12 protein-coding genes and 1 pseudogene are annotated in these 17707 nt (G+C 61.5%); 7 read left to right on the top strand and 6 right to left on the bottom strand.

What is annotated here, in order from left to right:
* Nucleotides 1-50: 50 nt before the first annotated feature.
* Both ACSQ76_RS10565 and ACSQ76_RS10560 read left to right on the top strand, forming a co-directional pair.
* A complete protein-coding gene (locus ACSQ76_RS10565) occupies nt 51-1142 on the top strand; it encodes an efflux RND transporter periplasmic adaptor subunit (protein WP_437156549.1) in 1092 nt (363 codons plus the stop codon).
* Entirely contained in the window at nt 1139-4228 is a 3090-nt protein-coding gene (locus tag ACSQ76_RS10560) for an efflux RND transporter permease subunit (protein ID WP_437156548.1), read from the top strand. Before ACSQ76_RS10565 ends, ACSQ76_RS10560 begins: the two co-directional genes overlap by 4 nt.
* Before the next feature lie 14 nt (nt 4229-4242).
* Here the strand turns inward: ACSQ76_RS10560 and ACSQ76_RS10555 are convergent, their stop codons facing one another.
* Entirely contained in the window at nt 4243-4605 is a 363-nt protein-coding gene (locus ACSQ76_RS10555) for a cupin domain-containing protein (protein WP_306128379.1), read from the bottom strand.
* A gap of 103 nt (nt 4606-4708) precedes the next feature.
* Nucleotides 4709-5386, bottom strand: a complete 678-nt coding sequence (locus ACSQ76_RS10550; RefSeq protein ID WP_437156547.1) for a TetR/AcrR family transcriptional regulator — start codon at nt 5384-5386, stop codon at nt 4709-4711.
* Between the two features lie 117 nt (nt 5387-5503).
* Between ACSQ76_RS10550 and ACSQ76_RS10545 the strand changes: the two are divergent.
* Nucleotides 5504-7542, top strand: a pseudogene (locus tag ACSQ76_RS10545) (FAD-dependent oxidoreductase).
* A gap of 119 nt (nt 7543-7661) precedes the next feature.
* Here ACSQ76_RS10545 and ACSQ76_RS10540 read toward each other — a convergent pair.
* Complete coding sequence (locus ACSQ76_RS10540; RefSeq protein ID WP_437156546.1) at nt 7662-8960, bottom strand: MFS transporter; 1299 nt, start codon at nt 8958-8960, stop codon at nt 7662-7664.
* Nucleotides 8961-9648: 688 nt separating this feature from the next.
* On the bottom strand, nt 9649-10569 hold the full coding sequence (locus tag ACSQ76_RS10535) for a LysR family transcriptional regulator (RefSeq protein ID WP_437156545.1): 921 nt from the start codon (nt 10567-10569) through the stop codon (nt 9649-9651).
* 178 nt (nt 10570-10747) lie between these two features.
* Between ACSQ76_RS10535 and ACSQ76_RS10530 the strand changes: the two genes are divergently transcribed.
* The 3 genes from ACSQ76_RS10530 to ACSQ76_RS10520 are packed head-to-tail and all read left to right on the top strand — an operon-like array spanning nt 10748 to nt 12964.
* Complete coding sequence (locus ACSQ76_RS10530; protein WP_437156544.1) at nt 10748-11467, top strand: CaiB/BaiF CoA transferase family protein; 720 nt, start codon at nt 10748-10750, stop codon at nt 11465-11467.
* The gene (locus ACSQ76_RS10525) at nt 11355-11828 is read left to right on the top strand and encodes a CoA transferase (protein ID WP_437158183.1); all 474 of its coding nucleotides are present in this window, start codon (nt 11355-11357) and stop codon (nt 11826-11828) included. Before ACSQ76_RS10530 ends, ACSQ76_RS10525 begins: the two co-directional genes overlap by 113 nt.
* Nucleotides 11825-12964: an acyl-CoA dehydrogenase family protein gene (locus ACSQ76_RS10520; RefSeq protein WP_437156543.1), complete on the top strand. Its 1140-nt coding sequence runs from the start codon at nt 11825-11827 to the stop codon at nt 12962-12964. Before ACSQ76_RS10525 ends, ACSQ76_RS10520 begins: the two co-directional genes overlap by 4 nt.
* 604 nt (nt 12965-13568) lie before the next feature.
* Here the strand turns inward: ACSQ76_RS10520 and ACSQ76_RS10515 are convergent.
* Nucleotides 13569-13886 (bottom strand): exopolysaccharide biosynthesis protein, encoded by a 318-nt coding sequence (locus tag ACSQ76_RS10515; RefSeq protein WP_437156542.1) that lies wholly within the window; start codon nt 13884-13886, stop codon nt 13569-13571.
* Nucleotides 13883-14893: a TerC family protein gene (locus tag ACSQ76_RS10510; protein ID WP_437156541.1), complete on the bottom strand. Its 1011-nt coding sequence runs from the start codon at nt 14891-14893 to the stop codon at nt 13883-13885. The genes ACSQ76_RS10515 and ACSQ76_RS10510 overlap by 4 nt, the downstream gene beginning before the upstream one ends.
* A gap of 242 nt (nt 14894-15135) precedes the next feature.
* On the opposite strand from ACSQ76_RS10510, the gene secD reads away from it, so the two are divergent.
* Entirely contained in the window at nt 15136-17706 is a 2571-nt protein-coding gene (secD, locus tag ACSQ76_RS10505) for a protein translocase subunit SecD (RefSeq protein ID WP_437156540.1), read from the top strand.
* The last annotated feature ends 1 nt before the right edge of the window (nt 17707 follow it).

Here is a 17707-nt window from a genome sequence, read left to right as displayed (position 1 = left end):
GCCTGCCCGAAGCGGTATTGTCACCGCGGAACGGGAAGATGGAGCGCCGCATGTCCGTATTCAAACAGCTATTGCTGATCTGCCTTCTGGGCGCGATCGGTTATGGCGTTTACTGGGGATACGACACCTATCTCGCCCCGCCGGCAGAAGCGGCAGAGGCACGCGGGTCCGACCTCGTCAAAATCGAGACGGCGCGGGCGGAAAGCGAGCGCATTTACCAGACGGTGGAGGCCGTGGGAACGACCCGCGCCGTCACGTCGGTGCAGATCGTACCCGAGACGGACGGGCGCATCGTGGAACTCGCCATCACGCCGGGCGCCCAAGTCGAGGAAGGCGCCGTCCTGGTTCGGCTGGACGACGCGATAGAGCGCGCCGACCTTGCTGAAGCCAAGGCGCGCCTGGTCGAGCGGCGACAGGTGCTTGAACGCATCGAGCAACTGCGCAGCACCAACGCGGTCAGCCAGGCCACTCAGGAGGAAGCGGTCGCGCGGCTGGCAGAAGCCGAGGCGCAGCTGGACCGCGCCCAGCAGCGGCTTGACCAGCGAACCATACTCGCCCCCTTTGCCGGTGTGCTGGGGCTGGCCGAGGTGGACCGGGGGGCGCGCGTTACAAGCAACGACATGATTACGCGACTGGATGACCTCAGCGAGGTGGAACTTGAATTCTCGCTGCCCGAGACCCTGTTCGCAAAAGTGCGGCGCGGCATGCCGGTCGAGGCGCAGAGCGTGGCTTTCGAAGATCGTGTCTTCGAGGGCCAGATCGACGCGGTGGACAGTCGGATCGACCCGGTGTCGCGCGCGTTTCGGGCGCGTGCGCTGATCCCCAACCCCGAAGGCATTCTTCCCGCGGGCATGTTCATGTCGCTGACGCTGACGCTTTCGGAAAGCGACGCGTTGGTGGTGCCGGAAGAAGCCATCGTTTTCCAGGCCGCCGAAACCTATGTCTTTGCGATTGCCGACGGCATGGCCACACGAAAGCCCGTGCGCACCGGCGCGCGGCAGGACGGCAAGGTCGCCGTTCTCGCCGGTCTGGATGCGGGCGAGGAAGTGGCCATCCGCGGGCTTGGCCGTCTGCGCGATGGCGCTGAGGTGACGGTGAAATCGACCGAGCCTGCCTCTGAACGGTCGGAGGGCGATACGTGACCCTGTCCGACATCGCCGTCCGGCGGCCGGTGCTGGCGGCGGTGGCCAGCCTGTTGATCTTGGTCTTTGGCCTCGCAGCGGTGCAGGACATTCCGGTGCGTGAATTGCCCGATGTCGACAATGCCGTCGTGACGATCACGACCGAGTATCGCGGCGCTGCGCCGGAAGTGATTGACACCGACATCACCGAAACGCTGGAGGGTGCGGTCGCCGCCATCACCGGCCTGCGCTCGATCAGTTCGGAATCGCGTCAGGGCCGTAGCCGGATCACGCTGGAATTCGAAACCACGCGCGATCTGGACAACGCGGCCAATGACGTGCGCAACGCCGTCGGGCGGGTGACCGGGCAACTTCCGGAAGAGGCGGATGAGCCTAGGGTGGTGAAGTCCGACGCCGATGCAGATCCGGTCATGCGGCTGGCCGTGACCTCGGATCGGATGACCACAGCCGAGATCACCGACTACATCGACCGCTTCATCGCCGACCGCATCGCCACCGTGGATGGTGTGGCCGATCTCAATATCTATGGCGAGCGGCCTTTCGCGGTGCGCATCTGGCTTGATCGCCGTGCGCTGGCCGCGCGCAAGCTGACGGTGGCCGATGTCGAAGCTGCGCTGCTGCGCAACAACCTCGAGCTGCCGGCCGGCGAGGTCAAATCGCAGGACCGGCAACTGACCGTCCGCCTGAACTCCCGCCTGAGCAGTATCGAGGATTTCCGTGAGGTTGTGCTGGACCGCGTAGCAGGCTTTCCAGTGCGGCTGGGCGACGTCGCGCGGGTGGAGCCGGGCGTGGCCGATGACAGCACCATCGTGCGCACCGACGGAACCGACGCGGTGGGTATCGCCGTACTGCGCCAGAGCAAGTCGAATACCCTGGCCATTTCCCAGGCCGTACGCGCCGAGATCGAGGCGATCACGCCCACCCTGCCCCAGGGTATGACGCTTATCGTGGGGTCGGACGACGCGCTGTTTGTCGGCGCCTCGATTCGCGAGGTGGTGATCGCGCTCAGTATCTCGCTGGCCTTGGTGGTTCTGGTGATCCTCGTCTTCCTGCGCAGCCCGCGCGCCACGTTGATCCCCTTCGTTGCCATACCCGTCTCGCTGGTCGGCTGCTTCATCCTGATTTCGGCTTGGGGATTTTCCCTCAACACGCTGACGCTGCTAGCGTTGCTCCTGGCGATCGGTCTCGTGGTCGACGACGCCATCGTGGTGCTGGAAAACATCCAGAGGCGTATTGAAATGGGGGAAAGCCCGCTTGCCGCCAGTTACCGCGGGGCGCGTCAGGTGACCTTTGCCGTCATCGCCACGTCGCTGACGCTGATGGCGGTCTTCGTGCCGCTGTCGTTCATGCCGGGACAGGTTGGGCGGCTTTTTGTCGAGTTCGGCTGGGTCATGGCGGGCACGGTGGGAATCTCGACATTTGTCGCCCTGACCGCCTGCCCCGCCCTCGCCTCGAAGGTGCTGCGCCAGCGCGACGGGGTTTCCGCCGACGACGCCGAGAGCTTGGGCTGGGCGCAACGCAAGTACGAAGCCATGCTGAAGCGCGCGGTGCAGGCGCCGCTCGTGGTGCTGGCCGTGGCGCTGACAGTGACCGGCGGCGCCGCGCTGTTTTATGACGGCCTGCCGCGCGAACTGGCCCCGCGAGAGGATCGCGGCGTGGGGTTCGTCCCTCTGACGGCACCGCAGGGCAGCACGGCGGAACATACCGATATCGCCGCGCGGCAGGTCGAGGACATCCTCGAGCCGTTGCGCCAATCCGGCGTGATCGAGACCGTATTTACATTTACCGGCTGGGGTAACCGAGCCTGGCGGTCCTTCGTTGTGTTTCGACTTGCCCCCTGGGAAGACCGCGACCTGTCCGTCTCGGATGTGGTCGGCCAGATCGCTCCCCGGATGGGTGACGTGACCATCGCCCGCGGCTTTCCCGTGACGCCGGCGGGCCTTGGCCTGCGCGGCAACTCCACCCCGGTACGCGTCGTGGTGGGCGGCCCCGATTTCGAAAGCGTCAAGGAATGGGCGGAGTTGCTGCAAGCTCAGGCCGAAACCATCCCGGGGCTGGTCAATCCCGAGATCGACTTCGACCAGAATCTTCCACAGCTTGACATCACCATCGACCGGGCACGCGCGGACGACCTTGGCATATCGGTCGAAACCATTGCGGGTACGTTGCAGACGCTGCTGGCCTCGCGCGAGGTGACGGGTTTCGTCAGCCGTGGGCGCGAGTATCCCGTAATTCTGCAAGCCGAGGAGTCCGACCGCAACACACCGTCGGATATCGACAATATCTTCGTGCGAGCGGGCGATGGCGAGACGCTCGTACCGCTCGGGGCGCTGGTTGATCTGCGCGAGAATGCCGCCGCCCCCAGCCTTCGGCGCTTCGACCGCCTGCCGTCGGTTCAGCTCTCGGGCGCACTTGAACCCGGCGCGCAGCTTGGCACCGTTCTCGATACGATCGAGACGGCGGCGCGGGATATCCTGCCAGTCGAAGCCAAGCTGGGATACGAAGGCCAGTCGCGAACTTTCAAGGATACGTCTGCCGGCGTCGGCTTCGTGCTTGTGCTGTCGCTGCTCATTGTTTTTCTTGTTTTGGCGGCCCAGTTCGAGAGTTTCGTGCATCCGGTCACCATCATGCTGACCGTCCCTGCGGGAATCGCCGGGGCGATTTATGCAATGGCGTTTGGCGGGCTGACGCTCAATGTCTACAGCCAGATCGGAATCATCCTGCTGGTCGGACTAGTGGCCAAGAACGGCATCCTGATCGTGGAATTTGCCAATCAGTTGCGCAATGAGGGGCTTGAAACCCGCGCGGCGGTCATCCGCGCCGCCACGCTGCGCCTTCGCCCCATCGTCATGACCGTGATCTCGACCATCCTTGGCGCCCTGCCCCTTGTCATGGCCACCGGCGCCGGCGCCGAAAGCCGCCAGGCGATCGGGACGGTAATCGTGGCGGGGCTGTCGCTGTCGGCGGTGCTGATGCTGGTTGTAACGCCGGTTCTCTACGACCTGCTTGCACGGTTCACACGGCCCCAGGGGACCCTCGAAAAACGTCTGGACCGAGAGCTTTCGGAAACCCGTGCCGCGATGTAGGCGCCGGTGCCGGCTTATCCGGCCGGCGGACTTTCCATGCTTTCCGCGAAAACGGCGATCAGGCATCCCGTCTCGGTGTGAGAGACATGCTCGGTTCCCGGCGCCAGCCAGACGACATCACCCTGGCGATAGACTGTGCCATCATTATCGATCAGTTCGCCCTCCAGCATCACGAATTCCTCTGCACCGCCATGGCGGTGCGGGGTCGACTGCGCGCCAGGCTCCATTTTGTAGATATAGAACCCAACGTCCCGCGGCATGTCCCGGTTCAGCTTGAGGATCGAGGTGCCGGGTTCCGTGACAGGATCGAACGGAACGAACGCGGTCTCGTCCCGGATATTCGCAACCCGGCGGTCATCTGTTTTGATCTGTTTCATGCTTGCGTCCTCTCGGTTCCTTTCCTGCGAGCCTATTCCAATTCACTGACATGCGGCAAATCACGATGCTCCACCGGTTTACGGCGATCGACCGCTGAGGCGTCTATTCCCTTAGCGGTTCTGGCCCGTCGCCTGCCGGAGATACGCCAAGCCGTGCGTGGAACCTGTCCAGTTCGTTTGCTTCGGGTTCCGCGCCGCAGAACGTCTTGACGTAGCCGGGGACCCGCATCATGCGGGCCGAGGGCTCTTCCTGCACCTGCATCGAGATATACCCGATTTGCGTCAGGTAGACCGTTCGCGCCCGCACATCGGCTTCGGACGGGTCATAGCCGAACCGGTCGAACATTTGTCGGATCGCCTGAAGCCGCGCCTCGTCGGCCGCGTTCACGCGGGCCATCACCTCTTCCGACTGGTGCGCCCAACCGCGGATGGCGAAGTCAAGCTGCGGCTCGAACAGGGCGTCGTCGTGAAACACCACGATCAGGTTCAGAACGGCCTCGGTGATTGTTTCTGCATATGCGTCGGCAGCGTCGCGGAAGGCGCCGGTATTCTTGGCCTCCCAATGTTCCAGCAAAGCGTCGAGCAGGTCGTGGCGGTTCTTGAAGAACCAGTAGAAACTTGTGCGGGCAATATTGAGGCGCGTTGCGAGCGGTTGGATCTTGACCGCATCCAGCCCCGTCTCGACAAAGGCCTGCTTGGCCGCCGCCAGCCATAGCTCCCGTGATCCGCGCCAGCCCGTTGCCTTGCCGGGCGCACCCCCCGTGATGTCGTTCACGCTCATGTGGAGAAACTTAAGGCCCGCCCCATCCGCACTCAAGGAAAATATACATCACTGAACCGCAACTTGACATGAGTGAACATTATGCGGAATGTTAGACTGTCTGCACAGGAGCCAGCCTTGATCAGCGATCCCCTTCTCCAGCCCTTCCAGCTCAAGCACCTGACTTTGAAGAACAGGCTGATGATTACCAGCCACGAACCGGCCTACCCCGATGACGGGATGCCTACAGAGCGCTACCGTGCGTACCACGTGGAGCGCGCCCGAGGCGGTGTGGCGCTGACAATGACGGCGGGGTCGGCGGTGGTGTCGCGCGACAGTCCGCCAGCCTTCAACAATATTCTCGCGTATCGTGACGAGGTCGTGCCCCACATGAAGGCACTGACCGATGACTGCCACGAGCACGGATGCGCCGTGATGATCCAGCTCACGCATTTGGGCTGGCGCACGCGGTGGGACAAGGGTGACTGGCTGCCCAGCCTCTCCCCTGGGCATACAAGGGAACCGGCACACAGGGCATACCCGAAGAAAATGGAAGACTGGGATATCGTCCGCATCATCGAGGATTACGCCGACGCCGCCGAGCGGATGCAGGCCGCGGGCCTAGACGGGATCGAATTGGAGGCCTATGGCCACCTGATGGATGCGTTCTGGTCGCCACAGCTAAATCAGTTGGAGGGACCGTATGGCGCGAATGGGTTCGACGATCGCCTGCGGTTCGCGATGGACGTGCTGAAGGCCATCCGGGCGCGCGTCGGCGAGAGCTTTATCGTCGGACTGCGGTACGTGGCGGATGAAGACAAGCCCGGCGGGATCTCGCGTGCGGACGGCATCGAGATCACCAAACGGCTCAAATCCTGCGGCATGGTGGATTTCCTGAACGTGATCCGCGGGCACGTTGCTACCGATGCGGCTTTGACCGACGTGATACCCGTTCAGGGTATGCGTTCATCGCCGCATCTCGATTTTGCCGGAGAGATTCGCGCAGAAGCGCAGATACCGACTTTTCACGCCGCAAAGATTCAGGACGTTGCGACGGCCCGACATGCCATTGCGTCCGGCAAGCTGGACATGGTGGGCATGACCCGGGCCCATATCGCAGACCCGCATATCATCGCCAAGGTCATGCGCGGCGAAGAGCATCGCATCCGTCCCTGTGTGGGGGCAAACTATTGCCTCGACCGGATCTATCAGGGCGGTATGGCGCTCTGCCTGCACAATCCGGCCACGGGACGTGAGACAGAGCAACCGCACGAGATTGCGAAATCCCCTGATCGCAGACGGATCGTGATCATAGGCGCCGGGCCCGCGGGCCTCGAAGCCGCGCGCGTGGCGGCGGCACGCGGGCACGAGGTCATCGTGCACGAAGCGGCAAACGATCCCGGGGGGCAAATCCGCCTGACAGCACAGACCGATCGGCGCAAGGAGATGATCCAAGTCGTGCAATGGCGCTTTGAGGAATGCGAGCGAATGGGGGTCACGTTCCACTTCAATTCTTTCGCAGATGGCACCACTGTACTTGCCCACGGGCCGGATGTGGTGATTGTCGCCACCGGCGGGCTTGCCCATACGGAGGTTTCTGGCGGCGGAGAGGAGTTTGTGGTGTCCACCTGGGATATCCTCGCCGGAGATGTAGAGGCTGGCACGAACGTTCTCATCTATGACGAGGCCGGCGACTTTGCCGCCCTGCAGGCAGCTGAAAAGATCGCTGCCACAGGTGCGACTGTCGAGATCATGACGCGCGACAGGAGTTTTTCGCCAGAGGTCATGGGCATGTCGTTGACCCCGCCATGCGGCAGTTGCAAAAGCGGGATGTAACTTTTACCGTGACGTGGAAGCTCGAGGCCGTGCGACGTGAAGGTAACGGGCTACTCGCCACCATCGACAGCGACTATGGCGGCGTGACCCGCGAACGGCGTGTGGACCAGGTTGTCGTCAACCATGGCACGCGGCCGCTTGATGATCTCTATTTCGACCTGCGACCCGAATCCGTCAACCTGGGGGAGGTCGACTATGACGCGCTGATCGAAGGACGTCCCCAGAAATTATCCCGCAATCCGAAAGGCGGTTTCCAGCTTTTCCGCATCGGCGACGCCGTCGCTTCCCGGAATATGCACGCGGCCATCTACGATGCCCTGCGCCTGTGCAAGGCGCTCTGACGGGAGCTTGCGAGGGCCGACGCAAGGCAAAGTCTACGTTGTAGAGCCTGCCAAGCCGTTTGAGGACGAAGGGCACACCTTAAGTGGGTGAGCTAGAGTTTTCGATAGCTTTGTGAATTTCATTCCCGACCATCGCGGACCGTTCCATTGGCCTCTGATTGCGCAGTTCCCTGATCGGGATCCATGGCCGTCTGATCGGTGGCAAACGCCGCAGTTTCGGGTGTCGAGGCACGGGCGAGTGGCGCGGCTTGAAACACGCCCTTGTTGGCGGGCGCAACCGGAGGGGCAACCCGGATTCTCAGCAGAGCGTACAGTACAAGAAACACATGCGCGGCCCCGGTCACGGAAAACAACATCGCCTCTCCGAACGACGTCATCAGGACCCCTGCGCCTGCCGGACCAATAATCGAACCGATTCCGTATACAAGCAGCAGGCCTCCGCTAACCTGAATGAATGCACCCGGGTCCGCATGATCGTTCGCATGCGCCACGATGACGGGATACATTGCAAACACCGTGGCCCCGAAGAGCGCCGACAGGGCAAGCACGGTAGCCGCTTGTGCAATACCGGCAAACAGAAACAGCGAATCCGCTGCTATGGCGACTATAGCCAACGCTATCAGAACCTTTCGACGGTCGAAGCGATCCGATGCGATACCGACAGGGATCTGGCTGGCGGCGCCCGCCAGGATAGGAATGCTCGCGAAGAGCGCAATGTCGCCAAGCGATAGTCCAATACGCGCGGCGTAAACCGCGGCAAGCGTACCGAACGCCGAATTTGATATCCCAACCATCAGAACAGCGAACACGGCGATCGGCGAGTTTCGCCAAAGCTTTGGGAGATCAAGTGAGACCTGCGTCAGCGGACGTGGCGTCGTGGTCGCGCTGATCGCAGTGGGCAAGAGGGCGAGACAATAAACCATTGCCGCAAGAACGAAGAAGAAGAAGCCTGTTGCATCGCCGAGCGTAAGCACCATTTGGCCAGCGGTCGTCGAAGCGAGATTGACCATCGTGTAGATACCAAATACGCGTCCTCGCGACTTGGCTTCCGATCTTTCATTCAGCCAGCTTTCCACGATCATTGCCGCACCGGCAAAGCAGAAGCCGGAAAATGCTCTAACGGGAATCCAGATCCAGGGCGTAATGAGTATCAGCGACAAGAGCACCGCGATTGCTGCTATCGCACACATGGCCCCAAACGCTCGGATATGCCCGACCCGGGCTACGAGTACGGGGGTACGTAAGCACCCGGCCACATAGCCAACCGCCCATCCCGTCCCCAGCAGGCCCAAAGAAGAAGCGGTGAAACCTTCAGCCTCGCCACGGATCGGCAAAATCAAACCGTTAACGCCACCGGCGAACACAAGAAAAGCAGAGCCCATCAGCAGGGCTGTCAATGGCAGCAAACTTCTTATCACGACTGCACGTTAACTCGAAACCTGAGGGATGAAAATCTGAAGGCTAGCACTTGCTCTCTTGTCCCTGGTTTTCTCGCATGAGCCTAGTTGCCTTTAAATCGCACCTCGTCGTAGGCAAGCAATTCTTTCGCCATTTGCGCGCCTGCGCCTCGCTTGCTCAGGTCTACCGGCGCGCCTATGCACTTTAGCCAGAATATTGTGGATCTCGACATCGGCCGGATTCTTAGAAAGCGCAATCTGGCCATGAAGTAGCGCAATATCATTCAATCGGGCGTTCATTGCAACTTGAGCAAGGAGCTTATGGGTCTTCTCTAGGTTAGGGGTCATGTGGGCTGCAATTTCGATCAGTTCCAAAGCCTTCTGTTCACCGCGCTTCCTGCCTATAAACCTCTTCAAAGGTGGGACAGTGTGGCTGGCAACGTTGGTTTGGCAATTGTCAGCCGGGTCGTGGCTCTCTCGGAAGTCAGGCGGTGTTGCTTCATGAAGACGTCCGGGGCTGATCGTCTGGAAAGTCATTCACGAGGTTGATGCGACTGCGTCACCTCGACCGCCTTCCAGCTCTTTGGCGTCTCCGGGGTTGCACGACCAGGGCCCTGGTCGTTGCCGCGTCAGTTGGTGTAGCCCTTCGATCGGGTTGTTGCGGCCTTTGCGTACGCGACGATCTACGCTCGGCGGAGCTTGGCTGTGATCACAACGCGTGGGTGGCCACATTGGATGACAAGTTAAAGGCGAAGGCCACATGCTCCTGAAAGGCCGCCACGAGCGGCGCGGTATGGGGATGCGGTGCACGCGCCAGCGCGATGCGGTGGGGCACGAGTGGGTCTGACAACTCCAACCGGGTGACGGGCTGACCGTCGCAGGCTGTGTCCTGCGCGATATCGGTGGCCAGAAGTCCCACGCCCATGTGATTGGCGACCATGGCGCGCAACATCTCGACCGAGCCGGTCTCATGCGCGATACGGGGGCGGATCCCGTTCATCTGAGCCAGCGTCAGGAAATAATCGCGGCTGTGCGGCAGGCTCATCAGAATCAGGGGATCGGCCAGCAAGTCGGCCATAGCGACGGTCCGCCGCCCCGACAGCGAGTGGGTGCGCGCAACCAGCCCGTAGGGGCGTACATCGGCCAGCGGCGTGATATCAAGCGATGAGGGCAGACCGAAATCATAGATAAGCGCCAGGTCGATGCGGCCGGTTTCCAGCCATCGGGTCAGAGTATCAAGATCGCCTTCGTGCAGCTTGATTGTTGCCGTGGGATTGGTCTTTTGAAATCCGTTGACAAGAGCAGGTGCGTAACGTGGGCCAAGGGTCGAGAAGACTCCAAGGTTCAGTTCGTCTGGCCCGCTGTTCTTTTGGTCAAGCACCGTTTGCGCCTGCGCGCGCAGGCTGCGCAAGGCCCCGAGCTTTCGCAGCCCGAAGGCAGTGGGCGCGATGCCTTGGCCTGCGCTGCGAGCGAATAGTGGGCGGCCGAAGTGAGCTTCGATTTTGGCAATCGCCAGCGACACCGACGGTTGCGAGACATTCAGCACCCGCGCGGCGGCGGCGGTGCTGCCAGCCTCGGCGGCGGCGATGACATAGTCGATCTGGCGAAGGCTGATGGGTATAGCCTGCATTTATTGGTCTATCAGTAACCTATATTTCTCCTTATAGCATGATTGCGCCTATGCTCAACCGGTCAATACCGGAGCATCATATGTCCACGCAGCCCACCAACCCCCAAGCATCCCACCCCTGAGCGGTGTCAGAGTGCTCGATTTCACCCGTGTTCTGGCAGGCCCCTATTGCACGGCGATGATGGCCGATCTGGGCGCGGATGTGATCAAGGTCGAAGCCGCCCACGGCGACGATTACCGCCATATCGGCCCATTCAAGGATGGCGAAAGCCTGTTGTTTCAGGCCATCAACCGAGGCAAGCGCTCGATCGCGTTGGATCTGAAGTCGCCCGATGCGATTGCGACGGTCAAGTTGCTGTTGGCGGAGTGTGACGTGTTGATCGAAAACTTCCGCCCCGGCGTGATGGAGAAACTGGGCCTGAGCTATGATGCTCTGAGAGAAGCGTTTCCGCATCTGGTCTATGTCTCTGTGTCCGGGTTTGGTCAGACCGGCCCAAATACGAAAAAGCCCGCCTATGACATCATAGTTCAGGCCATGAGCGGACTGATGGACGCGACTGGCGAACCCGATGGCGCGCCGACAATGGTGGGCGAGGCATTTGGCGATGTGTCGGGTGGCCTATATGCTGCGTGGGGCACGATGGTTGCCCTGTTCGAACGCTGCCGCACCGGGCATGGGCGTCATGTGGATGTGGCACTGTTTGACGGTCTGGTGTCGATGATGCCGATTATGGCCTGCCGCACTCTGATGGGGGGCGAGGCCCCGGTGCGCACGGGCAACCGCCATCCGCTGTCCTCCCCCCTTCGGGACCTATCCGGCGAGCGACGGGCATTTTGCGCTGGCGGTTCTGAACGACCGGCTGTTTTCGACTTTCTGCGAGGTGATCGGCCAGCCTGATCTGGCGCAGGATGCGCGCTTCACCACTGATACGCTGCGCCGTGAAAACGAGCCTGCCTTGGCCGAGTATATCGACGGATGGGCGGGAGGATTGCCTGTGGACGAGGTGGTTGATCTGCTGTCAGCGGCGGGCATTCCGGCGTCCAGCATTCAGTCCGTGGCACAGGCCTGGGCCTCGCCGCAGGCTGTTGAACGCGGGTTGGCGTCAGAGGTCACGCATCCTGATCTGGGTGTTTTGAACGTCCCTGAACAGCCAGTGCATTTCAGCGGCGTAGGGCGCGGCGGGCGCAAATCGGCCCCTGCGTTGAACGCAGATGCTGACGATATTTTAAACACCCTGAACAAGGAGCAGAACGCATGACCACTTATCCGATGAGCGATGATGAACGCGTACTGGTCGCGCAGATCGAGCGGTTTTCGACCGAGGTTCTGGCCCCAAAAGCTGCGGAGATCGACGAACACGCGTTGTTTGCAACCGTCCATTTGAACGCGATGGCCGAAATGGGCTTGCTGGGTCTGAACCTGCCAGAAGATCACGGCGGCATCGGGTTGTCCGGCCCCGCCCTTTATGCGGCGGTCGAGGCGATTGCGGGCGCATGTGGCTCAACCGGGTCGATGCTGACAGCGCATTTTCTGGCTACGGACTCTCTGTTGTTGGGCGCCGATGCTGATCTGCAGGCGCGCATACTGCCGGATGCCGCGGCGGGCACGTCGCTGGGCGCGTTTGCGCTGACCGAACCGCAGGCCGGATCGAACCCTGCCGACATGCGCACGACGGCGAAGCGCGAAGGGGCTGGATACCGGATCAAGGGGTCTAAATGCTTCATCTCGAACGCTGGGGCGGCGGATTTCATGGTGGTCTATGCCAAGACCGACCCTGATGCGGGCGCGCGGGGCGTCAGCGCCTTTATCGTTGAAACGAAGAAAACCGAAGGGGTGTCCGTCGCGCCGCATGAAAAGACGATGGGCCTGAAAGGCGGGCATGTGTTTGGCATCAGCTTTGATTGCTGGGTGCCGGAAGAAAACCGTCTGGGTGACGAAGGCACGGGTTTCCGAACCGCGATGAAGGTTTTGGACAATGGCCGGATCGAGGTTGCCGCGCAGGCGACGGGTATCGCGGACGCCGCGCTGAAAGCCGCGATTTCTTATGCCAAGGAACGGCAGGTCAGCGGTCATGCAATTGCGGAATTCCAAGGGCTTCAATGGATGCTGGCCGACAGCGCCACAGAACTGGCGGCTGCCCGTGCGCTGGCGATGCGGGCGGCCATACTGCGCGGAACCGGTGTGCGCTATTCTAGCGAATCCGCCTTTGCCAAGCTTTACGCAAGCGAAGCGGCGTGGCGGATCGCGGACCGGGCGCTACAAATTCATGGCGGTTACGGCTACACGCGTGACTTCCCATTGGAGCGCTATATGCGCGACCTGCGAATTTTCCGTATCTATGAAGGATCGTCCGAAATTCAGCGCACAATTATCGCGCGAGGTTTGCTGGCATAGACCGATGCGAAGGCCTTGCCGAACGGGAGTAGAAAGAACGTGAGGATTAGTCCGCTTCGAGTTGACCGGCTGAAAGTCGTCCATCGAGGACAGAAGTTCTCACCGTCGCGACGCGGTGAGACCGGGACTGTTGTATTCGCCAGTTCTGATGGATTAACTCCTCACTCCCGAATACTGTCCCGTCACATCGATGTAACGAAGTTGATTTCACTTGCGCTTTAAGCAGTTTGAGCGCTCCATCTGGAATTACGATGTGTCGGCACGGTGCCGACTCACGTACGAGGAAACGTCGATGGGCGACAAGAAATCCACCCCGAAAAAAGCTACCAGCGGCCCCAAACCCGGGAAGTGAGACTACTCACGCGCCCGGTCGAAACGAGACCGGGCGCGGACCTCTGTGGAAGAAGCGCTAGGCGTCACTCACCCTGCTCGTTTCCATCACCAAACCTCTCCGAAACAATTCCTCCATTAGGATAAATTTAATTCCATCTTGGCTAAACGCAGTGGTCCCACGTGAAATAAACGGGCACTCAATGGCACTCGGCGCTTAGAACAGGAATTGAACGCACCCCTCATTTCCGGAACTGCGCAGTCTGAGTTGCGCTCAAGCCAAGCCGAGGGCGATGATCGCGAGCGCGGGAACGCCGTTGGCAAGCAAAACACAGGACCGTCCTGCAACCAGCTGTAGCGCGAGGATCATCAGGGGTAAGCCGGTGATGACCGAGGTGCCCGGCAGATAGAGAAAAACATTCGGCACCGCGAATAGCACCATCAGTGGCGCGAAGCTTCGATCGCGGAGACCGGACACCAGGTCTCCGAGCGCGATGCGCGGTCCGAGTCCGTACTCGAGATCCCGCAAGACATCCGAGAGGCGGCGCGGCGCCGCGGCGAGCGCTGGATTTAGAACGGGATCGAGTGTCATTTGAGCACCGGATCCGCCGCGGATATCGAATTCGGGTTTGTCGGAGCTTTACCAGTTTTCCACAGTGAGAAGGCAACGCCGGCGCCAAGGATCGCGAAGGTGATGCCAAGCGACCAAGCGGGCGGAAACTTCTCCCATCCGATGATATCAGCGATGAAGATCTTCGAGCCGATGAAGAGCAACAGCATCGAGAGCACGTACTTAAGATAGGCGAAGCGATGCAGGATCGCAGCGAGCGCGAAATACAGGGCGCGCAGGCCCAGTATGGCGAAGATATTCGAAGTGTAGACGATGTAGGGGTCGGTGGTGATCGTGAAGACGGCAGGGATGGAGTCAACCGCGAAGACGATATCCGCGATCTCGATCATGATGAGCGCAAGCAACAACGGCGTCGCATAGCGGACGAGATGCCCGGTCTCGGGATGGGGCTTGAGCACGAAGAAGGCATGACCTCGGATTTCGTCGGTCACGTGCATCCGGCGCTTGAAGAACCGGATCAGTCCGTTCTCCTCGATCTTGTGCTCCTTGTCGGCCACGAACAGCATCTTGATCCCGGTGAAGATCAGGAAGGCCGCGAAGACATAAAGCACCCAGTGATACTGGTCGACGATGGTGGCGCCGAGGCCAATCATGATGCCGCGCAGCAAGATCACGCCAAGGATGCCCCAGAACAGCACCCTGTGCTGGTACTCCCGCGGGATGGCGAAGAAGCCGAAGATCAGTGCGATGACAAAAATGTTGTCCATCGCCAGCGTTTTTTCAACGACGAAGGCGGTCAGATATTGAGCGGTCGCCTCGGCATCTATCTGCCACCAGATGGAGCCCGCAAAGGACAGGCCTAGGACGATGTACATGCCCGAGAGCTTCAGGCTTTCGGCGACGCCGATCTCGTGATCGTCCTTGTGCAAGACGCCGAGATCGAAGGCAAGCAGCGCAACAACGAGACCAAGAAAGAGCAGCCACATCCAGAGCGGCTTGCCCAGAACCAACAGGAGCAGGAATTCCAAGATAGTGACTTTTCAGCACACCACGCCTGGGCGGTCACGGGCACGTCGATGCGTCAGCGACACCGGGCGGAGAGGTGCGGTCCGACATTACGAAGGTCATCCGTCGTCAGAGGGGCCCGGACCGCGATGGAGAAGTGGAGATCGCTGTATTCTTTTCAATGGATCGACAAATTATTTTTACATCGCCTCTTGTGCGCGAAGCTTAGGCACCTGATCTCATTCGTGCCAGTCGCAGAACAAGTATGGCGGACCGCCCCCTTGTCGCTTCGATGATCGGCGAGGCGCACCCGGCGCTTCCGGGTTTGGAGACCTCGGTCTTGAAGCTGCCCCTCTGGCGTTTTGCGCTGTATCTGCTGGTTATTCTGACCGGCCTTGCCGTCGCCCTGCCCACCTTTCTGCCGCGAAACCTTGCGCAATCCTGGCCGACCTCCCCGGTCTCGCTCGGGCTCGATCTGCGCGGCGGAGCCTCGCTCACGCTGCGGGCCGACGAGGCCGCGATCCGATCAAAGCTCTTGTCCGACTTCGCAGGCGCCTTGACCGAAGCGGAGCAGGGTCTGACGACGCGCGCGACCGACGACGGTTATGGCCTGATCATAACCGAACCGTCCGGCATGACGTCGGAGGCCGTGCTGAGCCTCGCGCGGCAGCACCTGCCAGAGGTCGGCGGGGGTCCTTTGAGCCAAGCGGAACCGACCTTCTCACTCGCTACGGGCGACAACAGTGTCGTTGCCACGCTGCGCTCTGCTGCCGTTGCACTTGTGCAGGAGGACGCGGTCGCGCGTAGCATCGAGGTCATCCGCAACCGGATAGACGAGGCCGGTGTGGCCGAGCCATCGATCCAGTCCATGGGGCGGGATCGAATCCTGGTCCAGATGCCCGGGATCGAGGACCCGGCAGGCCTGCGCGCGCTGCTTGGGGCCACGGCAGAGCTGACATTTCACAGGGTTGTACCCGCAGACACGGAAGGCGCGCTCACCCTGACCGAAGCCGGCGGCGTGGAGATATCCGTCGTCGCGCGCCCGGCGCTTGACGGCGAGCTGTTGGCCGATGCCAGCGCGACCTTCGACCCGGAGAGCGGTGCGCCGCTCGTCCAGTTCCGTTTCGATACCGAGGGCGCGCGGACCTTCGGAGAGCTGACCCAAGATCTGGTTGGACAGAGGTTCGCCATTGTGCTCGATGGCGAGGTCATCTCGGCTCCAGTCATCCAGGAACCGATCCTCGGTGGCTCGGGCGTCATCAGCGGCGCCTTCACGGTCGAGGAAACAACAAGGCTGGCGGCCCTGCTGAGCGCGGGAGCACTCCCTGTACCGCTCGAAATCATCGAGGAACGTACGGTGGGCGCCGATCTCGGCGCCGACGCAATCGCCATGGGGCTCTGGACAGGACTTGCAGGCTTCGCCCTGATCGCCGTGATGATGATGGCGCTCTACGGTGCCTGGGGGGCGGTGGCCACCGCTGCCTTGCTAATCAATGTCGCGCTGACTGTCGCGGCACTCGTTCTGCTCGGCGCAACGCTAACGCTGCCCGGCATCGCCGGCCTGATCCTTGGCATGGGGCTGGCAGTGGACGCCAACGTGTTGATAAATGAACGCATCCGCGAGGAAGCACGTGGAGGCAGACGCGCGGCCTCGGCCGTGCACGCCGGTTTCGACCGGGCCTACCGCGCGATCCTCGACTCGAACCTGACGAGCCTCATCGCGACGGTGCTCCTCTTCTGGCTCGGTTCCGGCCCTGTACGCGGCTTCGCCCTGACCATGGGCATTGGCATTGTGATTTCGCTTTTCACCGCCGTCGCGGTGGTACGGGCAGCGATGGACATCCACCTGCGCACCTGGAAGCTGAAGACATTCGAGATCCGCCCGCTGTTCCGATTTCTCGCGTCGGAAACCACCCCATCCTTCCGCTTCATGCGCGCACGGGTTGCGGCGCTAGCGGTGTCGCTGGTGCTCTCGGTAGCCTCGATCGGGCTCTTCATCGCGCCAGGGCTCAACTACGGCGTCGACTTCCGCAGTGGCGCGCTGATTGAGGCTCGCAGCGATGCGCCCGCCGACCTTTCGGCCTTGCGCGCCAGCGTCCAGGGCTTGAACCTCGGCGAGGTCTCGCTGCAAGAAAGCCATGGCGGCCGCTCCATCCTGATCCGTGTGGAGGAACAGCCCGGCGGCGAAGCCGCGCAAACAGCAGTGGCCAAGGAGGTGCGAAGTATCGTCAGCGAGGTTTCGCCTTCCGCTGAGATCGACCGTACCGAAATCGTCGGACCGCGTGTCAGCGACGAACTGGCAGTCGCAGGGCTCATCGCCGTCGCGGTCGCGAGCCTCGCCATGCTGATCTATATCTGGGTGCGCTTCGACTGGCCGTACGCAGTGGGCGCCATAGCAACACTGGTGCTCGATGTTACGAAGGTCGTCGGATTTCTGGCGCTCACGGGACTCGATTTCGGGCTGACCGCTATCGCAGCGTTGCTGACGCTGATCGGTTATTCGGTCAACGACAAGGTCGTGGTCTACGACCGGATGCGCGAAAATACTGACCGGCACCCTGACATGCCGCTACGCACCCTGATCGATCTGTCGATCAACCAGACGCTCGCGCGCTCGCTCTATACCTCTGGCACAGCGTTGCTGGCCATGCTCCCCATGGCGATCTGGGGCGGCACCGCCGTCCAGAGCTTCGCGATCCCGATGATCTTCGGGATCCTCGTCGCAGCTTTGTCGTCGATTTTCATCGCCGCACCCATCCTACTTCTCATTGGCGATTGGCGTCGTCATCGCGGTCAGGACGGAACACCATCGACAACGTTGAAACCCATTGCCTGAA

This window comes from Roseovarius sp. B08 (assembly GCF_051417955.1).
Taxonomy (GTDB): domain Bacteria; phylum Pseudomonadota; class Alphaproteobacteria; order Rhodobacterales; family Rhodobacteraceae; genus Roseovarius.
The sequence above is the reverse complement of the archived record's forward strand: the minus strand, read 5'-3'. Positions and strand labels throughout refer to the sequence as shown.

Bases quoted from the DNA above. Each gene is read 5' to 3' on its own strand.
- ACSQ76_RS10515 (WP_437156542.1), bottom strand. From the start codon at position 13,886: ATGACACTCGATCCCGTTCTAAATCCAGCGCTCGCCGCGGCGCCGCGC.
- ACSQ76_RS10520 (WP_437156543.1), top strand. From the start codon at position 11,825: ATGACCACTTATCCGATGAGCGATGATGAACGCGTACTGGTCGCGCAG.
- secD (WP_437156540.1), top strand. From the start codon at position 15,136: ATGGCGGACCGCCCCCTTGTCGCTTCGATGATCGGCGAGGCGCACCCG.
- ACSQ76_RS10550 (WP_437156547.1), bottom strand. From the start codon at position 5,386: ATGAGCGTGAACGACATCACGGGGGGTGCGCCCGGCAAGGCAACGGGC.
- ACSQ76_RS10565 (WP_437156549.1), top strand. From the start codon at position 51: ATGTCCGTATTCAAACAGCTATTGCTGATCTGCCTTCTGGGCGCGATC.
- ACSQ76_RS10530 (WP_437156544.1), top strand. From the start codon at position 10,748: ATGATGGCCGATCTGGGCGCGGATGTGATCAAGGTCGAAGCCGCCCAC.
- ACSQ76_RS10555 (WP_306128379.1), bottom strand. From the start codon at position 4,605: ATGAAACAGATCAAAACAGATGACCGCCGGGTTGCGAATATCCGGGAC.
- ACSQ76_RS10535 (WP_437156545.1), bottom strand. From the start codon at position 10,569: ATGCAGGCTATACCCATCAGCCTTCGCCAGATCGACTATGTCATCGCC.